This window comes from Allobosea sp. 05T438 (genome assembly GCF_056396025.1).
In genome coordinates this window covers 192,166-214,352 of record NZ_JBFTKQ010000003.1, presented here as the reverse complement: position 1 = coordinate 214,352, position 22,187 = coordinate 192,166, and the positions used below count along the sequence as shown (strand labels likewise).

Annotated in this window: 23 protein-coding genes; 8 read left to right on the top strand and 15 right to left on the bottom strand. The window is 66.6% G+C overall.

Annotation, left to right across the window (positions count from 1 at the left end):
• Positions 1-65: 65 nt before the first annotated feature.
• Both AC1DIN_RS09450 and AC1DIN_RS09445 read right to left on the bottom strand, forming a co-directional pair.
• Positions 66-995, bottom strand: coding sequence for a site-specific tyrosine recombinase XerD (locus tag AC1DIN_RS09450; RefSeq protein WP_476809549.1), 930 nt, complete (start codon positions 993-995; stop codon positions 66-68).
• Positions 992-1,138 (bottom strand): histidine kinase, encoded by a 147-nt coding sequence (locus tag AC1DIN_RS09445; protein ID WP_476809548.1) that lies wholly within the window; start codon positions 1,136-1,138, stop codon positions 992-994. Before AC1DIN_RS09445 ends, AC1DIN_RS09450 begins: the two co-directional genes overlap by 4 nt.
• 174 nt (positions 1,139-1,312) lie before the next feature.
• Here AC1DIN_RS09445 and AC1DIN_RS09440 point away from each other — a divergent pair, with 174 nt between their 5' ends.
• Together AC1DIN_RS09440 and aroB are read left to right on the top strand one after the other, a co-directional pair.
• Complete coding sequence (locus tag AC1DIN_RS09440; protein WP_441469307.1) at positions 1,313-1,906, top strand: shikimate kinase; 594 nt, start codon at positions 1,313-1,315, stop codon at positions 1,904-1,906.
• 5 nt (positions 1,907-1,911) lie between these two features.
• Entirely contained in the window at positions 1,912-3,051 is a 1,140-nt protein-coding gene (aroB, locus tag AC1DIN_RS09435) for a 3-dehydroquinate synthase (protein WP_476809547.1), read from the top strand.
• Positions 3,052-3,066: 15 nt separating this feature from the next.
• Here aroB and AC1DIN_RS09430 read toward each other — a convergent pair whose 3' ends face one another.
• From AC1DIN_RS09430 to AC1DIN_RS09380, 11 genes are all read right to left on the bottom strand, one after another.
• On the bottom strand, positions 3,067-3,402 hold the full coding sequence (locus AC1DIN_RS09430) for a DUF1330 domain-containing protein (protein ID WP_476809546.1): 336 nt from the start codon (positions 3,400-3,402) through the stop codon (positions 3,067-3,069).
• Positions 3,403-3,501: 99 nt separating this feature from the next.
• Positions 3,502-4,611 (bottom strand): calcium:cation antiporter, encoded by a 1,110-nt coding sequence (locus AC1DIN_RS09425; protein ID WP_476809545.1) that lies wholly within the window; start codon positions 4,609-4,611, stop codon positions 3,502-3,504.
• A 129-nt stretch (positions 4,612-4,740) separates the two neighbouring features.
• Positions 4,741-6,555, bottom strand: coding sequence for a glucan ABC transporter ATP-binding protein/ permease (locus tag AC1DIN_RS09420; protein ID WP_476809544.1), 1,815 nt, complete (start codon positions 6,553-6,555; stop codon positions 4,741-4,743).
• 78 nt (positions 6,556-6,633) lie between these two features.
• Positions 6,634-7,056, bottom strand: coding sequence for a hypothetical protein (locus tag AC1DIN_RS09415; protein WP_476809543.1), 423 nt, complete (start codon positions 7,054-7,056; stop codon positions 6,634-6,636).
• Positions 7,057-7,182: 126 nt separating this feature from the next.
• Entirely contained in the window at positions 7,183-7,479 is a 297-nt protein-coding gene (locus AC1DIN_RS09410; RefSeq protein ID WP_476809542.1) for a hypothetical protein, read from the bottom strand.
• 7 nt (positions 7,480-7,486) lie between these two features.
• Positions 7,487-8,485, bottom strand: coding sequence for a WD40 repeat domain-containing protein (locus tag AC1DIN_RS09405; protein WP_476809745.1), 999 nt, complete (start codon positions 8,483-8,485; stop codon positions 7,487-7,489).
• Positions 8,486-8,667: 182 nt separating this feature from the next.
• Positions 8,668-9,630 carry a CobW family GTP-binding protein gene (locus tag AC1DIN_RS09400; protein ID WP_476809541.1) on the bottom strand — a complete coding sequence of 321 codons (963 nt, stop codon included), beginning with the start codon at positions 9,628-9,630 and terminating at the stop codon, positions 8,668-8,670.
• Between the two features lie 43 nt (positions 9,631-9,673).
• Positions 9,674-10,615 (bottom strand): metal ABC transporter substrate-binding protein, encoded by a 942-nt coding sequence (locus AC1DIN_RS09395; RefSeq protein ID WP_476809540.1) that lies wholly within the window; start codon positions 10,613-10,615, stop codon positions 9,674-9,676.
• Positions 10,616-10,649: 34 nt separating this feature from the next.
• The gene (locus AC1DIN_RS09390) at positions 10,650-11,525 is read right to left on the bottom strand and encodes a metal ABC transporter permease (RefSeq protein WP_476809539.1); all 876 of its coding nucleotides are present in this window, start codon (positions 11,523-11,525) and stop codon (positions 10,650-10,652) included.
• A gap of 163 nt (positions 11,526-11,688) precedes the next feature.
• Entirely contained in the window at positions 11,689-12,423 is a 735-nt protein-coding gene (gene aztA / locus AC1DIN_RS09385) for a zinc ABC transporter ATP-binding protein AztA (RefSeq protein ID WP_476809538.1), read from the bottom strand.
• Positions 12,424-12,436: 13 nt separating this feature from the next.
• Entirely contained in the window at positions 12,437-12,583 is a 147-nt protein-coding gene (locus tag AC1DIN_RS09380) for a hypothetical protein (protein WP_476809537.1), read from the bottom strand.
• Between the two features lie 133 nt (positions 12,584-12,716).
• Between AC1DIN_RS09380 and AC1DIN_RS09375 the strand changes: the two genes are divergently transcribed.
• Entirely contained in the window at positions 12,717-13,436 is a 720-nt protein-coding gene (locus tag AC1DIN_RS09375; protein ID WP_476809536.1) for a hypothetical protein, read from the top strand.
• A 6-nt stretch (positions 13,437-13,442) separates the two neighbouring features.
• Here the strand turns inward: AC1DIN_RS09375 and AC1DIN_RS09370 are convergent, their stop codons facing one another.
• Positions 13,443-15,077 (bottom strand): OpgD/OpgG family glucan biosynthesis protein, encoded by a 1,635-nt coding sequence (locus tag AC1DIN_RS09370; RefSeq protein ID WP_476809535.1) that lies wholly within the window; start codon positions 15,075-15,077, stop codon positions 13,443-13,445.
• Positions 15,078-15,302: 225 nt separating this feature from the next.
• On the opposite strand from AC1DIN_RS09370, the gene AC1DIN_RS09365 reads away from it, so the two are divergent.
• The 3 genes from AC1DIN_RS09365 (at position 15,303) to AC1DIN_RS09355 (ending at position 18,901) form a co-directional block, all read left to right on the top strand.
• Positions 15,303-16,271, top strand: a complete 969-nt coding sequence (locus AC1DIN_RS09365; RefSeq protein ID WP_441469321.1) for a TAXI family TRAP transporter solute-binding subunit — start codon at positions 15,303-15,305, stop codon at positions 16,269-16,271.
• A 108-nt stretch (positions 16,272-16,379) separates the two neighbouring features.
• Positions 16,380-18,536 (top strand): TRAP transporter permease, encoded by a 2,157-nt coding sequence (locus AC1DIN_RS09360; RefSeq protein WP_476809534.1) that lies wholly within the window; start codon positions 16,380-16,382, stop codon positions 18,534-18,536.
• Positions 18,533-18,901: a DUF1850 domain-containing protein gene (locus AC1DIN_RS09355; RefSeq protein ID WP_476809533.1), complete on the top strand. Its 369-nt coding sequence runs from the start codon at positions 18,533-18,535 to the stop codon at positions 18,899-18,901. The genes AC1DIN_RS09360 and AC1DIN_RS09355 overlap by 4 nt, the downstream gene beginning before the upstream one ends.
• Before the next feature lie 110 nt (positions 18,902-19,011).
• On the opposite strand, the gene AC1DIN_RS09350 is transcribed toward AC1DIN_RS09355, so the two are convergent.
• Entirely contained in the window at positions 19,012-19,251 is a 240-nt protein-coding gene (locus AC1DIN_RS09350; RefSeq protein WP_441469324.1) for a hypothetical protein, read from the bottom strand.
• Between the two features lie 135 nt (positions 19,252-19,386).
• On the opposite strand from AC1DIN_RS09350, the gene AC1DIN_RS09345 reads away from it, so the two are divergent.
• The gene (locus AC1DIN_RS09345; protein ID WP_476809532.1) at positions 19,387-20,976 is read left to right on the top strand and encodes a gamma-glutamyltransferase family protein; all 1,590 of its coding nucleotides are present in this window, start codon (positions 19,387-19,389) and stop codon (positions 20,974-20,976) included.
• Between the two features lie 6 nt (positions 20,977-20,982).
• Positions 20,983-22,179, top strand: a complete 1,197-nt coding sequence (locus tag AC1DIN_RS09340; RefSeq protein WP_476809531.1) for an amidase — start codon at positions 20,983-20,985, stop codon at positions 22,177-22,179.
• Positions 22,180-22,187: the final 8 nt, after the last annotated feature.

Below are 22,187 nucleotides of genomic sequence, written 5' to 3'. Positions count from 1 at the left end.
CCGACCCTGAGATTCTCGGGGCTGCGCTTCGCTCGGCCCGAGGGTGCTTCGGCACCGGCTGCGCCTCACTCTCCATCCGCCAGCGGGTGGAGATCGCGCACCATGCTCTTCAGCCGCTCATCGAGGACATGGGTGTAGATCTGCGTCGTCGCGATATCGGCATGCCCCAGCAGTTCCTGCACCACCCTGAGATCGGCGCCGTTCTGCAGCAGATGACTGGCGAAGGCGTGGCGCAGCACGTGGGGGCTGAGCGCCGCGGCTGAAAGCCCCGCCGCTCCACCAAGCGTCTTGAGATCGCGCGCGAAGACCTGGCGCGTCAGGTGCCCGCTCTCGCCATCGGATGGGAACAGCCAGCGCCCTTCGGCCTGCCCGGCCTCCGTCAAAGCCGCCAGCCAGTCGCGCGCGGCCTGGCGTGCCGCCTCGTTCAGCGGCACCAGCCGTTCCTTGTCGCCCTTGCCGCGCACGATCAGGAAGCGTTCGCGCGTCGTCGCGGCCGAGCGTGGCAGCGCGATCAGCTCGGAGACGCGCAGGCCCGTGGCGTAGAGCATCTCGACGAGGCAACGCATCCGCAGCGCCTTCAGCCGGGCTGCCGTCGTTGCGCCCTCCTGCGAACAAGCCGCCCGCGCAACGTCAAGCAACCGGTCGACATCGCCGACAGAGACCACCTTCGGGAGCGGTCGCCCCTGGCGCGGCCCCGAGATCGCGGCGGTCGGGTCGGTCCCGGCGAGCCCCTCGGTGTAGAGGAAGCGGTGGAACTGCCGGACGGCGGACAGCCTGCGCGCGGCGGACGAGGCCTTGAGCCCGCGCTCCGAAAGGTCCGCCAGCCAGCCGCGAATGTCCGCGGCGGTCGCGTCTCCCGGCGCCTTGCTGCCAAGGAATTCGAGATAATCCTCGACATCGCGCTCATAGGCGTCGAGCGTATTGCGCGCCGCGCCGCGCTCGGCTGCGAGCATGTCGAGGAAGGTATTCAGCCGCTGGCGCGACAACCGGCTCATTTCGGCTGGAGTTTCGAAGGCGGCACGATCTCGACTATCTCGCGCTGCACCGGTTGCACGAAGGTGACGAGCGCCACCATGCCACCGAAGACCAGACCGGCGATGATCGCGACGAAGGCGAGAAAACGGAATAACGTCGGCACGTCGGGCGGACTTTCGCAATCGCGCGATCTTGGGCCGAGTCACTATCCGCGATGCCGTCCACATCGCGCAAGGGCTGGCACGCCACAGCTGCGTGCAAAGCGCGGCCAAAAAGCCATGACGAAGGCATGACGCGGCCGGCAGCTGCGTGCTACAGCCCTCCCAGGGAAAATAGATTGATGACCGCCGCTGCCACCATCGCTGCCCCGGACATGGCCGATCTCCGCACCGCCCTCGGCGGGCGCACCATCGTGCTCGTCGGCATGATGGGCTCCGGCAAGAGCTCCGTCGGGCGCCGGCTGGCCTCGCGGCTCGGCATGCCTTTCATCGACGCCGATGTCGAGATCGAGACAGCGGCCCGCATGACGATCCCCGAGATCTTCGAGCAGCGTGGCGAGGCCGAATTCCGCCAGGGCGAGCGACGCGTGATCAGCCGCATCCTGGAGACGCAGTCGCCAGTCGTGCTGGCGACTGGCGGCGGTGCCTTCATGAATGCCGACACGCGTGAGCGAATCAAGCAGTTCGGCATCTCGATCTGGCTCAAGGCCGAGCCGGACGTGCTGATGCGCCGCGTCCGCAAACGCTCGAACCGCCCCCTGCTTCAGACTGCCGATCCGGAGGCGACACTGCGCCGGATGCTGGCCGAACGCGAGCCCGTCTATGCCCTCGCCGATCTTACCATTCTGTCGAGCGACGAGCCTCACGAAGTCGTGGTCGGCGATACCATTGCCGCATTGGGCGGCTATCTGCGCCTGACGGCCGGAGAATAAACGTCATGAACGCCACCCTGACCGAGAAGGCCGGCGCGCGGATCGTCGTCCCCGTCGCGCTCGAAGGCCGCGCCTACGACATCCATATCGGCCGCCACCAGCTCTGCGAGGCGGCGGCGCTGATCGCCGCTTTCGCGCCCGGCGCCAAGGTCGCCCTCGTGACCGATACCAGCGTGGCCGCCCTGCATGGCGCCGCCTTCGAGACCTGCCTCCACCAGGAAGGGATCACGGCGACCCGCATCACCATTCCGCCGGGCGAGGGTTCGAAATCCTATGCCCAGTTCATCGCGCTCTGCGACGCGCTGCTGGCGGCGAAGATCGAGCGCAACGACCTCGTCATCGCCTTCGGCGGCGGCGTCGTCGGCGATCTCACCGGCTTCGCGGCGGCGGTGCTGCGGCGCGGCGTGCGTTTCGTGCAGGTACCGACCACGCTGCTCGCCCAGGTCGATTCCTCGGTGGGCGGCAAGACCGGCATCAACTCGCCGCATGGCAAGAACCTGATCGGCGCCTTCCATCAGCCTGCGCTCGTGATCGCCGACACCGCTCTGCTCGACACGCTGAGCGAGCGTGAGTTCAAGGCCGGCTATGCCGAGGTGGTAAAATATGGGCTGATCGACGATCCCGATTTCTTCGACTGGTGCGAAGCCAATTGGAGCCGCGTCATCGCCGGCGGACCGGAGCGCGACCATGCCGTCGCCGTCTCCTGCCGCGCCAAGGCGGCGATCGTCGCCCGCGACGAGCGCGAGGAAGGTGATCGCGCCCTGCTCAATCTCGGCCACACCTTCGCCCATGCGCTGGAGCGGCTGACCAACTACGATTCCAGCCGCCTCGTCCATGGCGAGGCCGTCGCTATCGGGCTCGCGCTCGCCTTCCGCTTCTCGCAACGCCTCGGCCTCTGCGCGGGACAGGATGCCGGGCGTGTCGCGCGCCATCTCGACCATGTCGGCCTGCCAAGCCGTTTGCAGCAGGTGCCCGGCGGCGCCGGCACCGCCGATGAGATCGTCAGCGCCATGACGCAGGACAAGAAGGTCAAGCGCGGCGTGCTGACTTTCATTCTCACTCGCGGCATCGGCAAGAGCTTCATCGCGCCGGGCGTCGCTGCCGACGAGGTGCGCGGCTTCATCGAGGCCGAACTGGCAGCGTAAGGCTGGCGCACCGACTCAGGCGAGGCCGGACTTCGCAAGGAAATCGGTCGCGCGGTAGCCGGACTCCACGCCCTTCACGATCATCGCGACGCTGAGCGAGTTCTCCGTCCGCAGCGGCAAGATATCGCGATAACTCGGCGAGTCGTACCAGGCGCGCGCCCGCTCCAGATCGGGAAAGGCGATGATCACGAGATCGCCCGGCCACGGCCCCTCGATGATCTCCGGCGTCGCGCCATGGATCAGGAACCGACCCTCATAGGGAACAAGCGTCGCGTCGATGCGCCGGATGTAGTCGATGATCTCCGGCCCGAGCCGGACATCCTGCAGATGGGCGATGGCGTAGGCGGCCATGATCATCTCCGTTGAAAGGCCACCGATGGCAGCCGTCGCGGGAGACCATGTCGCGCCGGGCGGCGCGGGTCGATTACCTCTCGGGTTATCGCGTCCCCGTCAGGGGCTGAACACCAGCACCAGGAAGACGAAGAACACAGCGAGATGCACCGCCCCTTCCAGCATCGTGGTGCGCGTGCCCGTAAAGGTCAGCGTCGAGAGCAGCAGCGTCATGGCGGCGATCACCATGTTCGTCCCCGACAGGCCGAGCACAACCGGCTGACCGGTGAAGACGCCGATCAGCAACACCGCCGGTACCGTCATGCCGAGCGTCGAGGCCGCCGCGCCCAGGCACAGATTGACCGCGCGCTGGAGTTGATTGGCGGTGATCGCCCTCAGTGCCGCGATGCATTCCGGCGTGAACACCACCATAGCGATCAGGATGCCGCCGAGCGCCGTCGGGGCGCCGAGCTGGGCAATGCCGAAATCGAGCACCTTCGCCAGGCTCTTCGAGAGGATGACGATCGGCAGGATGTTGGCGAGCAGCAGGCCGACGCGCGGCAGCAATTCACCGGCGGAAGACAGTGAGGTCGGCCCGCCCTCGGCGACGGCCACGGCAGACGCCGGCTTGCCGTCCTCCTCGGGCTCCCGGAAGAACATGCTGTGCCGGCCCGTCTGGAGCGCGAGGAAGGCGCCGTAGAGGGCGACCGTGAAGATCGAGAAGGCGATCGCCTGGAACGAGGTCAGCGTCCCGTCGGGCGTCGAGGTGGTGAAGTTCGGCAGGAAAAGCGGGATCACCGTCAGCGGGATGATGACGGCCAGATAGGAAGAGGCGCCCTTCAGGTTATAGCGCTGCTGAAAATGCCTCAGGCCGCCGATGAGCAGCCCGACGCCGACCACGCCGTTGAGCACGATCATCAGCACCGCGAACATCGTGTCGCGTCCGAGCGTCGGCGCGCCCTTGGCGCCCAGCATGACGGCGCCCACCAGCGCCACCTCGATGATGACGATCGAGAGGGTCAGGATCAGCGTGCCATAGGGCTCGCCCAGTCTCTCGGCCAGTTCCTCGGCCTCGTGCACGACGCCGAAGGACGCCCAGACGATGATGCCGAGCAGCCAGAAGAACAGCAGCAGCGACGGCAACGGCGCGCCAAGCTGGCCAAGCAGGGTGTCGCCGAACAGCAGAAAAGCGGCAACCGAAAGCCAGGCACAGGCAAGGCGAAGGATCATCATCGTCGTCGTCACACGGAAGTTCTGTTGCGGGAAGGGCGCGATCTAATAAGCGGGAAAGGCGACATCGGCGCAACGGCTGATGTCGCATGCGACCTTCGCGACAGCCTTCCGAGAGCCGGCGGCGTATCAGCCGGCGCTGATTTTTTGCGCCAGCGGACTGGCATCGCTTTCGGCGAGCGGCGCCGGATTGTCGGTGACGAGATACTGCGCCCGCGCCAGCGCCGCGAAGCGCCCGCCCTTGGCGACGAGCTCGTCGAAGGTGCCCATCTCCTCGACCTGCCCCTGCTCGAAGACGAGGATGCGGTCGGCATTGCGGATGGTCGCGAGGCGATGCGCGATGACGAAGGTGGTGCGCCCTTTCATCACCTCTTCCAGCGCCTTCTGCAGCTTCACCTCGGTCGCCGCGTCGAGGGCGGAGGTCGCCTCGTCGAGGATCAGGATCGGCGGGTTCTTGAGCAGCGCGCGCGCGATCGAGATGCGCTGGCGCTCGCCGCCGGAGAGCGTGCGGCCGCGCTCGCCGACGAGGGTGTCGAGGCCGTCGGCCTGGCGCGCCATCACCTCGGTCGCCTGGGCGCGGTCGAGCGCCTGCATCAGCTCGGCATCGCTCGCCTCCGGCTTGCCGACCAGCAGGTTCTCGCGGATCGAGCGCGCGAACAGCATCGGCTCCTGGAAGACGACGCCGATATTGCGCCGGAGCGACAACAGCGAGATGTCGCGGATGTCCAGGCCATCGACCGTGATCCGCCCCGACTGCGGATCGAAGGCACGGTGCAGCAGCCCCAGCGTGGTCGATTTGCCCGAGCCGGTCGAGCCGACGACCGCGATGGTCTCGCCGGGCCTAACCGAGAAGGAGACGTCGCGCACCGCGGCGCGCTTGCCGTCATAGGAGAAGGAGACGTCCTCGAAGGCGACGGCGCCGCTGAGTCGGCCGGGGTCCGGAGCGTTCGGCAGGTCGCGCACGGTCGGCAACGTGTCGAGGACTTCGAAGAACTCGCGCATCTTCGGCGCCTGCATGAAGATGAAGTTCACGAAGGCGACGATCTGCTCGAGACGCCCAACCAGCATCGTCGCGAAACCCATGAAGGTGACGATCTCGCCGACAGTGGTCTGGCCGTGCATCAGGAGCCAGGTGCCGACAATGAAGATCGCCAGCACCGTCAGCGTCGCCGAGGCCCGCGTCGCGACATTGGCCACCGCCCACCAGGACAGCACCGGCAGTTGCGCGTTGAGGAGGTTCGTGATGGTCGAGCGCAGGCCGCGCACCTCGGCCTCGATGCGGGTGAAACTCTGGATCACCGGCACGTTGCCGAGCGCGTCCGAAGCGCGTTCGGCCAGGCTGGAATGATACGATTCGACACTGCGCTGGAGCTGGTCGGTCCGCCGCAGCACGAAGGCCGTCAGCGAGCCGAACAGGATGACGAGGGCGATCAGCAGCAGGCCGAGTTGCCAGTTCTTCCAGATGGTGAAGGGCAGCAGCACGAACAGCGCGACGATCGAGGCGCAATGCTCGCGGAAGAAGGAGAGCCAGAGCGCCCACATCGCGCTGGCGCCGTCGAGCATCACTTTGAGCACGCGGCCGGAATGGGTCTGCGTGTGATAGGCGAGCGGCAACGTCAGCGCATGCTCGAAATATTGCGCCATCACCGCGAGCCGGCGGCGATGGGCGAGCTTGTCGGCATGGAGCGCGACGAAGACGCCGAGCCCGATATTGGTGAGGCCGAAGCCGACCCAGGCGAGGATCAGATAGTCGATGCTGTCCCAGGTCAGCTTGCCGCCGGACATCTGGATCGTGGTCAGCCGGTCGATCAGCGTGCCGAAGAGCATCGGCTCTGCGAAGGCGACCGCGGCCAGCAGGACATTGGCCAAGGCCAGGATGAGACCCAGCCGCCTTTCCGGGCCGAGTTCACCGAGGACACGGGCATAGAGCGAAAGAAGCGACATCGCCCAGAGCTTTAGCCGAATGGGCGCAGCGGGCAAGCGGTCAACCTCAACGCTTCCTTCAAGAGCTGATCATTGTCGTTAATCCAGGTCTCGGCATTGCGGCAGCGCTTGTCCGGGTGATCGCTGCGCCGAGGTGCTGTCATGGATCCTGCTACGGGCATCGGCTTTTTCGCCGGCATCGGCGTGCGCGTCGGCCTGATCATGCTCGATGGCGGTAACTTCAAGGCCTATTGCGACGTCCAGGCAGTGATCGTGATCATCGGCGGCGCGACCGCCGCGACGATGATCCGCTTTCCGTTTTCCGTCATCCTGCACGGCCTGCCGATGGGCATGCGCTTCGCGTTCACGATGAGCGCAAGCCACCCGCACGAGCTGATCGACGAGATCACCCGCCTCGCCGAGATCGCGCGCAAGAGCGGGCCGGTCGCACTCGAAAGCGTCGAGATCTCCGATCCCTTCCTCACCCAGCGACTGCGCTACATCGCCGACGGGCACGACCAAGAATTCATCCGCGGGCCGAGGCGCCGGCGTTGCCGAACGGCCTCAAGCCGTGAGCGTGAAAGCAGACGCCCGGGCTTGCCCCGAGCATCTCACGACAACAAGGCACAGATTTCCGAGAGGCTTAGATCAAGCCTGAGCAGGACGGAGAACCTCCACCAGCGCTTCGGCAGTCACCTCGGCCATCGCCATCTGCAATTTGTAGGCGCGGGTCTTCTCTCCCGGCTTCATCACCAGGATCACCGTCTCGCTGCCCGGGCAGGCAGGGTCGGCACAGAGAATCTCGTTGGCGGCGATCGCCGCCGTCTCGGGAAGGCCGAGCAGCTCCCTCACCAGCATCTTCAACCGGTCGGCCGCAGCCTTCGCCTCGGCTTTCGCGTCACCGCCCTTGCGGGCCTCAGCTTTGCCGAAAAGCCCGAAGCGCATGCGGTTCTCAGCTCGGCAGGACCAGCACGCCGGCGGCACCGTCCTCGGCACCGAAGGCGAGCCGCTTGCCGCCCTTGTCCCAGGCGAAGGCGCTGATGCCGCTGTCGCGTTCGGCCGGCCGCACCAGCAGTTCGGAGCCGTCGGTCAGCCGCACCAGCAGGATGCAGCCATCATCGTAGCCGATCGCCAGCACCAGCGCGCCCGGGTGGAAGGCAACGCGGGTGACGCGGGCACGGCGCACGCCGCATTCGCGCGGCGCCTTGCCCTGTGGGCCATCGCCCTGGAACGGCCAGACGATCGCCCCATCCGCCCCGCTTGAGGCGAGCCAGAGCCCGTCATGCGACCAGGACAGCGAGCGCGGCTTCGCCGGATAGCCGGTCATCCGCATATGGCCGGGCTTGTCGCCGAGCTTCCAGCCATGCAGCGCATTCTCCTGCATCGAGCTGACGATGAAGCGCCCGTCCTGCGACCAGACGACGTCGAGGTGCGAGCCCTTCCATTCCAGGAATTCCGGCGTCGCCTCGGTGTTGGGATACCAAAGCGAAACACCGTTCATCTGCGCGATGGCGAGGCGGTAGCCCTTCGGCGCGAAGACGAGGCCCTGCGGCGTGCTCGCGGCCTCCAGCGTGCGGACGCGGCCCTTCTCGTCGCGGGCCTGCACGGTCTTGCCGCTGTTCCAGGCGAGGTTGCCCGAGGCCGACAGCGTGATCGCGTCGATCCAGCGCCGCTTGGGGTCCTTCGCCAGCTCTTCCGGCTCGCCTTCGATCCGGGTTGCGACGACGCGCCCGTCATCGCCGCCGGTAATGAGCCGATCGGCATCGCTCGTCGCCGACAGGATGCCGCCGGCATGGGCCTCGACCATATCGGTCGCGCCGTCGCGCCAGCGCAGCACGCGCCCGTCGGCGAGCGCGAGCGCGAGCCCCTGCTTCAGCCAGCGAGCGGCGACGACATGCGTCTCCGCGGCGATCGGGGTGACATGCTCGCGCAGCGAGACGGGTGGAGTCATCGTCGTCATGGCCGGGGTCTAACGCAGCTCGCGTTCGATGAAAACCGCGACGTCATCCCGGGCGACCGAAGGAAGACCCGGGATCCATTCCGGAACGCCTCCGATGAAGGCTCCGGCATGTATCCCGGATCGGCGCCGCTCACGCGGCTTGTCCGGGATGACCGCGTTGGAGGTAGGAGCCCTCAGGCCGCGCAGGCTTCAAACCCCCTGCGCAATTCGTTCTCGTTGAGACCGCGCCCGATGAAGACGAGGCGGCTCTCGCGGGTCTCGCCATCCTTCCAGTCGCGCTGCAGGTCGCCGTCCAGGATCATGTGCACGCCCTGGAAGACGAAGCGGCGCGGCTCGTTCTTGAAGGCGAGGATGCCCTTGGAGCGCAGGATGTTCGGACCCTGGATCTGGGTGAGGTCGTTGATCCACGGCATGAACTTCTCGGGATCGACATCGCCGGGCACGGTCAGCGAGATCGAGCGCACATCCTCGGCATGGTGATGGTGATGCCCAGCCTCGAGGAAATCCGGCTCGATGTCGAGGATGCGGTCGAGGTCGAAGGCGTTGCGGTCGAGCAAGGCGGCGATATCGACATTGGCGCGCTCGGCCTTGTGCAACTTGGCATAGGGGTTGATCGCGCGGATCGCGGACTCGACATCGGCCAGCTCTTCCGCGGTCACGAGATCGGTCTTGTTGAGAACGATGACATCGGCGAAGGCGATCTGGTTCTTCGCTTCGGGCGCGTCCTTCAGCCGGTCCTTGAGCCACTTCGCGTCGGTGACGGTGATGACGGCATCGAGGCGGGTCGCGTCGCCGACATCCTGGTCGACGAAGAAGGTCTGCGCGACCGGGGCAGGATCGGCGAGGCCGGTGGTCTCGACGATGATCGCGTCGAACTTGCCCTTGCGCTTCATCAGCCCGTCGAGAATGCGGATCAGGTCGCCGCGCACGGTGCAGCAGATGCAGCCGTTGTTCATCTCGAAGATTTCCTCGTCGGCGCCGACGATGAGGTCGCCATCGATGCCGGCCTCGCCGAACTCGTTGACGATGACGGCGAATTTCTTGCCGTGGTCCTCGGTCAGGATGCGGTTGAGGAGCGTGGTCTTGCCGGCGCCCAGATAGCCGGTGAGCACCGTGACGGGGATTTTCTCGGACATGGCTTGACCTGAATGACTGCGACGCAAGGACGACACCGCCCGGTCAGGCCGGGCCGGCGGTCAGCGCCTTTTCGATTTCGCTTATATTGTGCTTCATCATCTGGATGTAAGTCCCCGCCGGGCCGCTCTCGGCCGAGAGCGCATCCGAATAGAGCCGGCCGCCGACCTTGGCCCCGCTTTCACGGGCGATCTGCTCGACGAGGCGCGGATTGGTGACGTTTTCGAGGAAGACCGCCGGAATCTTCTGCGCCTTCACCTGCCGGATGATGCGGGCGACGTCCCTGGCAGAAGCTTCGGCCTCGGTCGAAACGCCCTGCGGCGCGACGAATTCGATACCATAGGCCTTCACGAAATAGCCGAAGGCATCATGCGTGGTGATCGCCTTGCGCCGCTCGGCCGGGATGCGCGCGACCGAAGCCTTCACCTCGCCTTCGAGCCCGTCCAGCGCCGCAAGATAGGTCGTGGCGTTGGCGTCGTAGGTAGCCTTGCCGGCGGGGTCGGCCATGCTCAGTGCATCGCGGATGTTGGCGACATAGGTCTTCGCATTGGCGATGCTCTGCCAGGCATGGGGGTCGTCATGGCCGTGGGCATGCGCATGACCACCCTTGCCGCGATCGTCATGGTCGTCATCGGCCTCGAGCGGCGTGATCCCCTTCGTCGCCTCGGCCAGCGTCGCCTTGGTGCCGGAGGATTTCACGAGACGCGGCAGCCAGCCCTCGAAATGCAGCCCGTTGACGACGACGAGCTTCGCAGCCGACATCGCCTTCGCATCGGCCGGGGTCGGCGAATAGACGTGGGCGTCGCCGTCCGGCCCAACCAGAGTCGTCACGTTGACGCGGTCGCCGCCGACCTGCCGGACGAAATCGCCGAGGACCGAGAAGCTCGCGACCACCGGCAGCTTCTCCTGCGCGAAGGTACTGAGCGGCGCGGCGGCTGCGGCGAGCCCGAAGGCGAGGCCGGCGACGAGGGCGCGACGGTTGGGCACTGGCAACTCCACAAAATGAAACGATATAACGTTTCTATCTCTGGAGATGGGCGCGAGGCAAGAGGCGACGCGCAAGTCCGTCCTGCGAGCCGAACAGGAGCGAGCCGATATAGATCGCGCCGGCCGCGAGGATGATCGAGGGGCCGGCAGGCAGGCTTGAACCGGCCGCGTAGGACGTCACCAGCCCGGCATAGCCCGAGACCATGCCGAAACCGGCCGCGAGCAGCAGCAGGCGCGTGATATCGGCCGTCCAGAAGCGCGCAGCCGCGGCCGGCAGCATCATCATGCCGACGGCGAGCAAGGTCCCCAGCGCATGGAAACCGGCGACGAGGTTGAGCACGACGAGCGCGAGGAAAGTCAGATGCACGATGCCTCCGGAGCGGCTGACCGAGCGCAGGAAGCCGGGATCGACGCATTCCAGCACCAGCGGCCGGTAGAGCGCCGCCAGCGACAACAGCGACACGGTCGCGACACCGGCGAGCAGGATCAGCACCTGGTCGTCGAGCGCCAGGACATTGCCGAAGAGCACATGCAGCAGGTCGATCGCCGACCCCCGCAGCGAGACGATGGTGACGCCCAGCGCCAGCGAGATCAGATAGAAGGCAGCGAGCGAGGCATCCTCCTTGAGCACCGTCGCCCGCGCCACCGCCCCGGCAGCGAGCGCCACGGCGAAGCCGGCCGCGAGCCCACCGATGGTCATCGCCGGCAGCGAGAAGCCGGCGACAAGATAGCCCAGCGCCGCGCCCGGCAGGATGGCATGCGCCATGGCGTCGCCTGTCAGGCTCATTCGCCTGAGCATCAGGAAGACGCCGATGGGCGCCCCCGAAACGGAGAGCGCCACCACGCCGACAAGCGCGCGCCGCATGAAGTCGAACTCGGCGAAGGGGCCGATGAAGAGATCGTAGAGCATGAAACGCTATTTCCAGGTCATCTCGGACGACCGCAGGGAGACCCGGGATCCATGCCTGAACCTCGTTCAGCAGCGCTCAGGCATGGATCCCGGGTCTTCGCTTCACTACGCCCGGGATGACCGAGCACTTGTCATTGGGTTGGGGGAGGCGCTGGGGCGGTGGTTACGCCGCGTCGCGCTGGCAGGGAGCGGCGTGACTGTCGAAGGCCTCGACCATGCGCCGCGCCTTCAGCAGGTTCTCTGGCGTCAGCACTGCGCCGGTCTCGCCCCAGGCGACAACCTCTCGCGCCAGCAGCAGCGTCTGCGGAAAGGCTTGCAGCACCGTTTCGATATCGTGCAGCACGGCGACGACCGTGCGGCTCTCGCCATGCCAGCGCCGCACCAGTTCCAGCAGGTCGGCGGTGGTGCGTGCATCGATGGCGGTGAAGGGCTCGTCGAGCAGGATGACATCGGCGTCCTGCAGCAGGAGCCGCGCGAACAGCGCCCGCTGCATCTGGCCGCCGGAGAGCGTACCGATCGGCCGGCGCTCGAAGCCGGTCAGGCCCACAGCCGCGATGGCATGCTCGATCTTGTGCACGGCCCCGGCCCCGATGCGGCCGAAGATACCCGCCCGGTTCCAAAGGCCCATGGCGACAAGATCGTAGACATGGATCGGGAAGGAGCGGTCAAGATCCGCCGATTGCGGGAGATAGGCGAGCCGCTTGCCCTTGGCCAGCGCAACCCCGCCGGAAAGCGGGGCGAGCGCCCCCGCGATGCCCTTGAGCAGGGTCGACTTGCCGGCACCGTTCGGGCCGACGATGGCGGTGAGGCTGCCGGTTTCGATCTCGCCCGAAAGGTGATGCACCGCCGGATGACGGTCATATCCCAGAGTCAGATCTGTCAGGCGGATGGCGGACATCAACGCTACTCGATCAAAGGATCACGGCCAGCGTCGCCAGCCACAGCATGGCGACGACGAGCGCTGCGAAGCCAAGCCGCGCCCGCGCGGACATCCGCAGCAGCGAGAAGCCGGGCTCGGTCGCGACGGCATGGGAGTGATTGTGACTCTGCGACGGCATATGCACTGCTATAATATTACATTCGCCGCGGCGCAATGGCGGTCTGCCCGGCTGCCACGGCATCGCAGCGAAATCGCTTGCATCAAGCGAGATTTTTGTACTCTATCTGTTCTAATTGGCCGGGGGGCTTATCATGACGTTGCCGGTGCTTGCGGTCGCGGGCGCGACCTTGCGTGATCTCGGGCGCTTTCTGCTGCGCCATCCCTTAACGGTTCTGGTCGCGACGATATGTACGATCCCGATCCACCATCGACTTGTCCTGGTGGAACTGGCGGGGCAAGACGCGCCATCGCTCGAAAACTTCGCGACGTCGTGGCTCCTGAACGTCTCGTCGGCGATCCTCTGGCTGCCGCTTTGCCTCCTTGCAGTACGGGAGATCGTCCTGGGGCGGAACGTGGATTTCCGGATCGGCGCACCTTCATTCGCGACTTTGCGGTACGGCGCCTACAACGTCGTGGCGCTCTCGGCCATGCTGGTGATTTCAAGCGACGTACCGGCATCTCCGGTCATCATGGCTGCGAAGTTGGTTTTCGCGATAGCGTTGAGCTGGATCCTGCTGAGGACGACGCTGGTATTCAGTGCCCTCGCGCTCGGTAGGCAGGATCTCGGCGTCGCCCAGTCCATCGCAAGAACGGATGGGCTGACATGGCAGCTCCTCGCCATCGTCGTCGTGCCGGTGGCCGCAACGATGGTGGGTATCTTCGCGATCATGATCACCATGACGGGCATCTTGGATGTCGACGACGGCGACGCCTATATCTACCCGCTCGCCTTCGTGGGTGTTGCAAGCCAACTCGGCGTTCTCGGGATTGCGATCGCCGGGGCGCATGTCTATCGCCTGCTCGAAAGCTAGCGTTCCTCAGAACGGGAGATACTGGTAGAGCCAGGTCTCGGTCAGGACCGTGTCGCCGGCCTTGAGATAGCAGCGCAACTCGACCGGTTCACTGCCGCCGACCGTAAGGTCGAACTGGGCGCGCCAGTGGCCGGGGACATCGTCCGGCATCGCCTCGGCGAAGACGTAGGAGAAGCTGCCGCGCGAGGCGGAAAGCACCACCTCCGGCTTCACGCCGAAGGGAATCGTCTCCAATGCCGGGCCGAGGAACTCGACCATGAACTTGCGCACGCCCTTTGGACGCGCCGTCCCGGGCTGGCCGCCATTTCCCAACCGCGTCGCGACGACCCGGCCGAGCGTGGTCGGAAAGGGTTCGTCGGCGAGCCAGTGCAGCGTGTAGCGGTAGTTATAGGCATTGCCGGCTCGGGCCGAGGCCTCCGGCACCCACATCGCGACGATGTTGTCGTGGATCTCGTCGTCGGTCGGGATCTCGATCAGCTGAACCGAGCCCCTGCCCCAATCGCCTTCCGTCTCGACCCAGAGGCTCGGGCGGCGCTCGTAGAGCACGCCGTCCAGGTAGTGCCCGACTTCTCGATCGCGCTGCATCAGCCCGAAGCCGCGCGGATTGTTGTCGACGAAGGCCGAGGCGATGGTGCGCGGCGGATTGTTGAGCGGCCGCCAGGCGCGCTCGCCCGGCCCCGTCCAGAGCGCAAGCCCGTCGGAATCATGGACCTCCGGGCGCCAGTCGATCGCCGTCGGCTTCAATGTCTCCGAATACCAGAACATCGAGGTCAGCGGCGCGATGCCGAGCCGCTCGACATCCTTGCGCAGATGGATCGCGGTTTCGATCTCCATGGTGACGCCCTTGCCGCGATGCATGCGGAAGCGATAGGCGCCGGCCACGCTCGGCCCCGAGATCAGCGCATAGACCGTGACGTATTCGGCCCCGTCCTTCGGCGTCTCCAGCCAGATATGGGTGAAGTCAGGGAATTCCTCGGACCGGCCCGCGACCGCCGGGTCGATGGCGAGGCCACGCGCCGAGAGGCCGTACTGATAGAGCTCGCCGATGGCGCGGAAATAGGACGCGCCGAGGAAGGCGACCCAGTCGTTCTTCTTCCAGTCGAGCGTCTCACCCTTGCGGCCGGGATGGCCACTGCGGCTTTCCTGGAAGCGGAAGCCGGCGAAGCCAGCCCCTGTCGGCAGCCCGCGCGCCGGCGAGTCGGCCGGCATCTCGAAATAGCTCTCGTCGTAGATGATCTCGCGCGCCCGGCCAGCCTCGACGACATGCATCCGCACCGGCTTCTGGAAATAGCGGCCGAGATGGAAGAAGGTCACCGGCCAGGGCGACGGCCCGTTCGCCCACAGCGCCATCTCCGGCTTGAACCTGATCTTTCCATGGGCGTCGTAATCGATCCGCTGCAGCACGTCCGGCCGCGGGCTGGGCGGCGGTTGATATTCCTGCGCCGCCATCTGCTTCGCCTGCGCCTTCAGCGCCTCGAAGGTGAAGTCCTCGGCCTGACCGAGCTTGAGCCCTTGCTGAGCCAGCGCCTCCGGCGTGAACCCGAGCGCCGCCAGCGTCGCCGTTGCGCCCGCGCCTGTGAGAAGAGTCCGTCGATCGAGGCGAAACCTCTGGTTGCTGCCCTGTCCGGCGCGGTTATCCATGTCGTTCCTGATAGCCTGTTGTCCCGTTGCCCGGCTGGCCCGCTCCCGGGGAAAGAGCAGCCGCGCGAAGCGGGAGATAGTCAGCCAATCATGGCGAAACCAGTCCGGGGCTTGGGCTAAAGGCGAAAAGCGCGGGGCGCCGTCGTGCTTTCACTTTCACCGGCAGCATGCTCTAAAATGCGCGACAACCGGCCGTACGAGCCGGAGGCTTTCCAGGGAGACATCATGAAAACGCTGTTCCGCGCCCGGAACCTTGCCGGCCTCGCCGCCGCTGTCGCGCTCGCCGCCGCCCCGGTGAAAGCCAGTGCCCAGGACTTCATCAACATCCTGACCGGCGGCACCTCCGGCGTGTATTACCCCATGGGCGTCGCGCTCTCGAAGATCTATGGCGAGAAGATCCAGAACGTCCGGCCGACCGTGCAGGCGACCAAGGCCTCTGTCGAGAATCTCGTGCTGCTGCAGCAGGGCCGCGGCGAGATCGCCTTCACGCTCGGCGATTCGCTCGACGCCGCCTGGAAGGGCGACGAGGAAGCCGGCTTCAAGGCGCCGCTAAAGAAGCTGCGCGGCATCACCGCGATCTATCCGAACTATGTCCAGATCGTCGCCTCGAAGGAGAGCGGCATCAAGACGCTCGCCGATCTCAAGGGCAAGCGCCTCTCGGTCGGCGCGCCGAAATCCGGCACCGAGCTCAACGCCCGCGCCATCCTCGCGGCCGCCGGCATCACCTACAAGGACCTCGGCAAGATCGAGTACCTGCCCTTCGCCGAATCGGTCGAACTGATGAAGAATCGCCAGCTCGATGCCACCCTGCAATCGGCCGGCCTCGGCGTCGCTTCGCTGCGCGACCTCGCGACCTCCGTCGAGATCAACGTCGTCGAGGTGCCGAAGGCGGTCATCGACAAGGCCGGGCCGCCCTTCATCAGCGCCCCGATCCCGGCCAACACCTATACCGGCCAGACAAGCGACGTGAACACGGCCGCCGTGGTCAACTACCTCGTCACTCATGAGGGCGTGAAGGAGGAGCTCGTCTACCAGATGACCAAGAACGTCTTCGAGAATCTCGGCGATCTCGCCGCCTCGCACTCGGCCGGCAAGGAGATCAAGCTGGAGAAGGCGCTCGACGGCATGCCCGTGCCGCTGCATCCGGGCGCGGCGCGCTATCTCAAGGAAAAGGGCCTGAAGGCCGGTTCGTAGAACGTCATTCTCGGGCTTGTCCCGAGAATCTCATGACCAGTTCGCTGGTTTCCGAGATGCTCGGGTCAAGCCCGGGCATGACGGCGGTCGGCTTTCGAGGGTAGCGCGATGACACAGCAGACCTCCGTGACGGGAGCCGACACCGACCGGCTGCACGAACTCTCCGGCGCCACCCCGGTTCCGATCGAGCATCCCGATCTCGACAATTTCGAGCACGGCTTTCCGCCCGGCTTCGGCCCAGGCGGCTGGGGGCTCTTCGCCTATGCTCTGGCGATCGCCTTCGCCGCCTTCCAGATCGCGATCTCCGCCTGGAACTTCCTGCCGAGCCAGGCGGCGCGCGGCGTCCATGTCGGCTTCCTGCTGCTGCTCTCTTTCGGCCTCGTCGCCAATTTCCGGGCGAAGGATACGCCCGGCCGGCTGCTCGGCTGGGCGCTTGGCATCCTCGGCTTCGGCGTCGGCCTGTATCAATGGATCTTCTATGCCGACCTGATCCTGCGTGACGGCGACCCTTCGAGCATGGACCTCGTCGTCGGCACGCTGCTGATCGTCCTGGTCTTCGAGGCGGCGCGCCGGCTGATGGGCAATGCCCTGCCGATCATGTGCGGCGTCTGCCTGCTCTACTGGTTCTTGGGCCAGTACCTGCCTGCGCCCTTCAACCATCGCGGCTATGGCTTCGACCAGATCATCGGCCATCTCTCCTTCGGCACGGAGGGCTTCTACGGCACGCCGATCTACGTCTCCGCGACCTACATCTTCCTGTTCATCGTCTTCGGCTCCTTCCTCGAGAAGGCCGGGATGATTCATCTCTTCAACGACGTCTCGCTTGGCATCTTCGGCGGCTCGCGCGGCGGCCCGGCCAAGGTCGCCGTGGTTTCATCCGGCATGATGGGCATGATCTCCGGCTCCGGCGTCGCCAACGTCGTCACCGTCGGCCAGTTCACCATTCCTCTGATGATCAAGTTCGGCTACCGCCGCGCCTTCGCCGCCGGCGTCGAGGCGACAGCCTCGATGGGCGGCCAGATCATGCCGCCGGTGATGGGCGCCGTCGCCTTCATCATGGCCGAGACGCTGGGCGTGCCCTATGCCGAGATCGTCAAGGCGGCGGCGATCCCCGCCGTGCTCTACTTCGCCTCGGCCTTCTGGATGGTGCATCTGGAAGCCGGCAAATACGGCCTCAAGGGCATCGAGCGCTCCATGCTGCCGAGCCCGCTCAAGGCCCTGCGCGAGCGCTGGTACCTGGCGCTGCCGCTCGCCGTGCTGATCTTCATGCTGTTCCACGGTTTCACGCCGCTCTTCGCCGGCACGATCGGCCTTGCCTTGACGGTAGGCTTGCTGCTCGGCGCAGGCATTGCGATGGGCCTGCGCACGCAGACCCTGCGCGTGATCTTCTGGGTTGGCCTCGGCCTGATCGCGGCCGCGCTCTTCCGCGAGGGCATGGATATCCGCGTCGTCGCCGGGTTGATCGCGGTCTTGGTCCTCGCCAATGCGTTCACGCTCGGCGGGCGCACGACCTTGACGATCAGCCGCGACGCACTCGCCGACAGTGCCAAGACCGCACTGCCGGTCGGCATCGCCTGCGCCATCGTCGGCACCATCATCGGCCTGATGACGCAAACCGGCATCGGCACCACCTTCGGCGCCTGGATCATCGGCCTCGGCCAGTCCAGCCTGTTCCTGGCGCTGATCCTGACGATGATCCTGTCGATCCTGCTCGGCACGGGCATCCCGACGATTCCGACCTACATCATCGTCGCGGCGCTTGCCGCCCCTGCGCTGGAGAAGCTCGGGGTGCCGCTGATCGTCAGCCACATGTTCGCCTTCTACTACGGCATCATGGCCGATCTCTCGCCGCCGGTAGCGCTGGCGGCACTCGCAGCCGCGCCGATCGCCAAAGAGAACCCCGACAAGATCGGCTGGGAGGCGATGCGCGTCGCGCTCGCGGGCTACGTCATCCCCTTCATCGCCGTCTATTCGCCGGCGCTGATGCTGCAACCGGGCGATCCGATGGCCAATGTCATCGGCTTCTGGCCGGCGGTGGTCTACGCCACCTTCAAGGCGACGGTCGCCATCGGCCTCTTCGGCATGGTCGCGATCGGCTACCTGTTCGGAAAGCTCTCCGTCATCGAGCGCGTGCTGAGCTTCGGCGCGGCGGTGCTGCTCTTCGGCGAGTTCGCCTATAGCGATCCACTCGGCTACGCGCTCGCCGCTGTGATCGTTCTGCGGCACTGGTTCGCGGCCCGCAAGGCCGAGACCGCGCTGGCATGAGCCTGTGCCTCGCGGCCGGCGCGCTCGTCGTGGCGCTCGGCCGCAGCGAGATCACGCTCGGCTGGCACCATTCGGTGCAGAAGACGCTGTGGGAAGAGGTCTGGCGGGAGACGCCCGCCGGGCTCGAGATCGTCGAAGCGCGGATCGAGGGTTCGGGCGCCGGCATGGACCCGCCCGACGGCGCGAAGCTGGTCGACGGCTTCTGGCGCTGGCGCCCGGCGCTGCCGCCTCTGAGAGAGGTCGTAATGCGGCGTTCCGGCGCGACCGCCGACTGGCGCATCTGCACGCTCGCCGGTTGCCGCCCGATGGGCGACTATGTCCCGGTGGACGCCGACCCGGTCACGTTGAAGATCTGCGAGCAATAGCCGTCATTCTCGGGCGGAGCGAAGCGCAGACCCGAGAATCTCTTGAAAGCGAGGCGCGGGAGCCGTCCTCGGCCTGAGATGCTCGGTTCAAGCCCGAGCATGACGCCCGATCAATCGACCTCGGTCAGATGCTCGATCTTGAGCATCCGGCGCATCAGGTTGAGCAGGCCATAGGCCGCGAAGACCGAGAAGATCGCCATCATGATGTATTCGAAGATGGCGCCGAGATCGAACAAGCCCGCCAGCGCCCAACCAGCCGCCAGCGCCACGCCGAAGAGCTCGACGGCGATCAGGATCCCGAACGAGGAGACCATGATCAGGTTGCGCCAGTTCATATGCCGTCCGGCCATGCTGTCCTTCCTTCGCGCGCCGGCCGCCTCACGCCGCCATGCGCCCTAGGCACCTAGCGGAGCTTGCCGCCCCATGCAACAAATTCGCGCCCGCCGCCCCCAGATGGGCATGATTCCGGAACTTGAAAAGCCCTGATGCTGGATACGCCTGTCTTCGCCTCCGCTGCAGTGGCAGCGCCCCATCGCCTCGCCTCCGAGGCCGGGCGAGCCGTGCTCGCCGAAGGCGGCAATGCGATCGAAGCCATGGTCGCGATGGCCGCGACGATCGCCGTGGTCTATCCGCATATGAACGCGATCGGCGGCGATGGCTTCTGGCTGGTGCATGAGCCCGGCGGCCGGCTGCACGGCATCGAGGCCTGTGGCCCGGCCGGCTCTCTCGCCACGATCGAGCGCTATCGCGGCAAGGGCTACGACACCATTCCCTCGCGCGGGCCGGAAGCGGCATTGACCGTCGCCGGCGCCGTCGGAGGCTGGCAGCTTGCCCTCGATCTCTCGCGCTCGCTCGGCGGGCGCATGCCGCTCAGAGAATTGCTGATCGATGCCATCAGCCATTGCCGGGAAGGCTATGCGGTCTCGGATTCCGAGCTCGGCAACAAGCCCAACGAGCTGGAGGCGCTGAAGGCCGCGCCCGGCTTCCTCTCCAGCTTCTGGGTCGACGGCGCGCCGCCCAAGCCCGGCGCCCGCCGCAGGCCGGAAGCGCTCGGCGCAGCCCTGCAGCAGCTCGCCGATGCCGGCCTCGACGACTTCTACCGCGGCGACGTCGGGCGCGAGATCGCGGCCGATCTCGAACGCATCGGCGCCCCCGTCACTCGCGCCGATCTCGAACGCAATCGCGCGCGCTCCGTCGCGCCGCTGACGCTCAAGTTGCCCGGCCTCACCGTCGCCAACCTGCCGCCGCCGACGCAGGGGCTGGCTTCGCTGATCATCCTCGGCATCTTCGAGCGGCTCGGCCGGTTCGAGCTCGACAGCTTCGAGCACCATCACGGGCTGATCGAGGCGACGAAGCGCGCCTTCGCCATTCGCGACCGCTATGTCACCGACCCGGCCGAGCTCGATCACCCGCCTGCGGACTTCCTGACCGACGCCGCGTTGAAGCGCGAGGTCGCGGCCATCGATATGAAGCGGGCGGCGAAGCTGCCCCTGCGCAATGGCGACGGTGATACGATCTGGATGGGCGCGATCGACGGCAGCGGCCTTGCCGTCTCCTACATCCAGTCGATCTATTGGGAATACGGCTCCGGCTGCGTGCTGCCCGCCACCGGCATCCACTGGCAGAACCGCGGCGTCTCCTTCTCGCTCGACAGGAATGCCGCCAATCCGCTGGTGCCGGGGCGCAAGCCCTTCCACACGCTCAATCCTGCCTTCGCCCGCTTCGATGACGGGCGCATCCTGCCCTATGGCTCAATGGGCGGCGACGGCCAGCCGCAGTTCCAGGCGCAGATCCTGACGCGCTACCGTGCCGGCCAGAACCTCGCCACGGCGGTCGACGCGCCGCGCTGGCTCTTCGGCAAGACCTGGGGGGCCGGCTCAACCAGCCTCAAGCTCGAAAGCCGCTTCGATTCCTCGTTGCTGGAACGGCTCGATGCCGCCGGCCATCCGGTCGAGGAGAGCGGCCTGGCCTATTCCGAGGGCTTCGGCCATGCCGGCATGCTGGTGAAGCACGCCAAGGGCCATGTCGAGGCGGTGCACGACCCGCGTTCCGACGGCGATGCAAGGGGGATCTGACGCCAGATGACTTTCGACGATCCGTTCCGCTGCTTTGTTCCCTACCCCGACGCGCCGGTGAAGCACGCCGCCGCGGGGCCTCTGGCCGGGCTGACGCTCGCGGTGAAGGATCTCTTCGACGTCAAGGGCTATCCGACCGGGGCGGGCTCGCCGCTGGTGCTGGCGCAGTCCGGCATCAAGACGAAGACGGCCCCGATCGTGAAGGAACTGCTCCAGGCCGGCGCCCGCTTCGTCGGCAAGACCCATACCGACGAACTCGCCTTCTCGCTCAACGGCCAGAATGCGCATTTCGGCTCGCCGATCAATCCCGCTGCGCCCGAGCGGATCACCGGCGGCTCGTCCTGCGGCTCGATGGCGGCGGTGGCGGGGCGCCTCGCCGATATCGCTGTTGGTTCCGACACCGGCGGGTCGGTGCGGGCTCCCGCAAGCTATGGTGGGCTCTTCGGCATCCGCCCGACCCATGGCCGGCTCTCGCTGAAGCGGGTTTGGCCGCTGGCGGAGAGCCTCGACACGCCCGGCTGGTTTGCCCGCGACGGCGAGGTCTTCGCCCGCGTTTCCAACACGCTGTTCGATCTGGATCGGACAGAACTGCCGGAGACGCCGCGCCTCATCATCGCCGACGACATGTTCGCCCAGGCCATCCCCGAGGCCGAGTCGATCCTGCGCAATGTCGTGCAGCGCACGATCCCGGCACTCGGCCAGCCGGAAAGCGTCAAGCTGGTGCGCGATCTCGACGCGCTCTACTGGGCCTTCCGCTGGATTCAAGGTCGCGAAGCCTGGTTGTCCGACGGCGCCATGATCGAGCGCTTCGCCCCGCCGCTCGGGCCGGGCGTCAGGGAGCGTTTCATCTTCTCCAAGGCGGTGACCGACGCCGAATACGCCCGGGGAGAAGCCACCCGCAAAACCTTCCGCACCCGGCTCGCGCGCCTTCTCGGCCGGGACGGCGTGCTGATCCTGCCGACCATGCCGGACATCGCCCCGTTGATCGCAGCGAAAGAGGCGGAGCTGGAGGATTTCCGCAACCGGGCCCTGCGTCTGCTCTGCCTTGCTGGCCTGTCGGGCTTCCCGCAAGTTACCATTCCGGTGGCGCAACGCGAGGGCGCGCCGCTCGGCCTGTCGCTGATCGGCCCGAAGGGTTCCGATCGCTCGCTCGTCGCCTTCGCGATACGCTACGAACGCGCCGCGCGCATCCGGATCGCCTGAGAGGATCT

Coding starts and splice junctions, on each gene's coding strand:
- AC1DIN_RS09450 (WP_476809549.1), bottom strand. CDS start 995: ATGAGCCGGTTGTCGCGCCAGCGGCTGAATACCTTCCTCGACATGCTC.
- aroB (WP_476809547.1), top strand. CDS start 1,912: ATGAACGCCACCCTGACCGAGAAGGCCGGCGCGCGGATCGTCGTCCCC.
- AC1DIN_RS09430 (WP_476809546.1), bottom strand. CDS start 3,402: ATGGCCGCCTACGCCATCGCCCATCTGCAGGATGTCCGGCTCGGGCCG.
- AC1DIN_RS09425 (WP_476809545.1), bottom strand. CDS start 4,611: ATGATCCTTCGCCTTGCCTGTGCCTGGCTTTCGGTTGCCGCTTTTCTG.
- AC1DIN_RS09420 (WP_476809544.1), bottom strand. CDS start 6,555: ATGTCGCTTCTTTCGCTCTATGCCCGTGTCCTCGGTGAACTCGGCCCG.
- AC1DIN_RS09410 (WP_476809542.1), bottom strand. CDS start 7,479: ATGCGCTTCGGGCTTTTCGGCAAAGCTGAGGCCCGCAAGGGCGGTGAC.
- AC1DIN_RS09405 (WP_476809745.1), bottom strand. CDS start 8,485: ATGACTCCACCCGTCTCGCTGCGCGAGCATGTCACCCCGATCGCCGCG.
- AC1DIN_RS09400 (WP_476809541.1), bottom strand. CDS start 9,630: ATGTCCGAGAAAATCCCCGTCACGGTGCTCACCGGCTATCTGGGCGCC.
- AC1DIN_RS09390 (WP_476809539.1), bottom strand. CDS start 11,525: ATGCTCTACGATCTCTTCATCGGCCCCTTCGCCGAGTTCGACTTCATG.
- aztA (WP_476809538.1), bottom strand. CDS start 12,423: ATGTCCGCCATCCGCCTGACAGATCTGACTCTGGGATATGACCGTCAT.
- AC1DIN_RS09380 (WP_476809537.1), bottom strand. CDS start 12,583: ATGCCGTCGCAGAGTCACAATCACTCCCATGCCGTCGCGACCGAGCCC.
- AC1DIN_RS09375 (WP_476809536.1), top strand. CDS start 12,717: ATGACGTTGCCGGTGCTTGCGGTCGCGGGCGCGACCTTGCGTGATCTC.
- AC1DIN_RS09370 (WP_476809535.1), bottom strand. CDS start 15,077: ATGGATAACCGCGCCGGACAGGGCAGCAACCAGAGGTTTCGCCTCGAT.
- AC1DIN_RS09365 (WP_441469321.1), top strand. CDS start 15,303: ATGAAAACGCTGTTCCGCGCCCGGAACCTTGCCGGCCTCGCCGCCGCT.
- AC1DIN_RS09360 (WP_476809534.1), top strand. CDS start 16,380: ATGACACAGCAGACCTCCGTGACGGGAGCCGACACCGACCGGCTGCAC.
- AC1DIN_RS09355 (WP_476809533.1), top strand. CDS start 18,533: ATGAGCCTGTGCCTCGCGGCCGGCGCGCTCGTCGTGGCGCTCGGCCGC.
- AC1DIN_RS09350 (WP_441469324.1), bottom strand. CDS start 19,251: ATGGCCGGACGGCATATGAACTGGCGCAACCTGATCATGGTCTCCTCG.
- AC1DIN_RS09345 (WP_476809532.1), top strand. CDS start 19,387: ATGCTGGATACGCCTGTCTTCGCCTCCGCTGCAGTGGCAGCGCCCCAT.
- AC1DIN_RS09340 (WP_476809531.1), top strand. CDS start 20,983: ATGACTTTCGACGATCCGTTCCGCTGCTTTGTTCCCTACCCCGACGCG.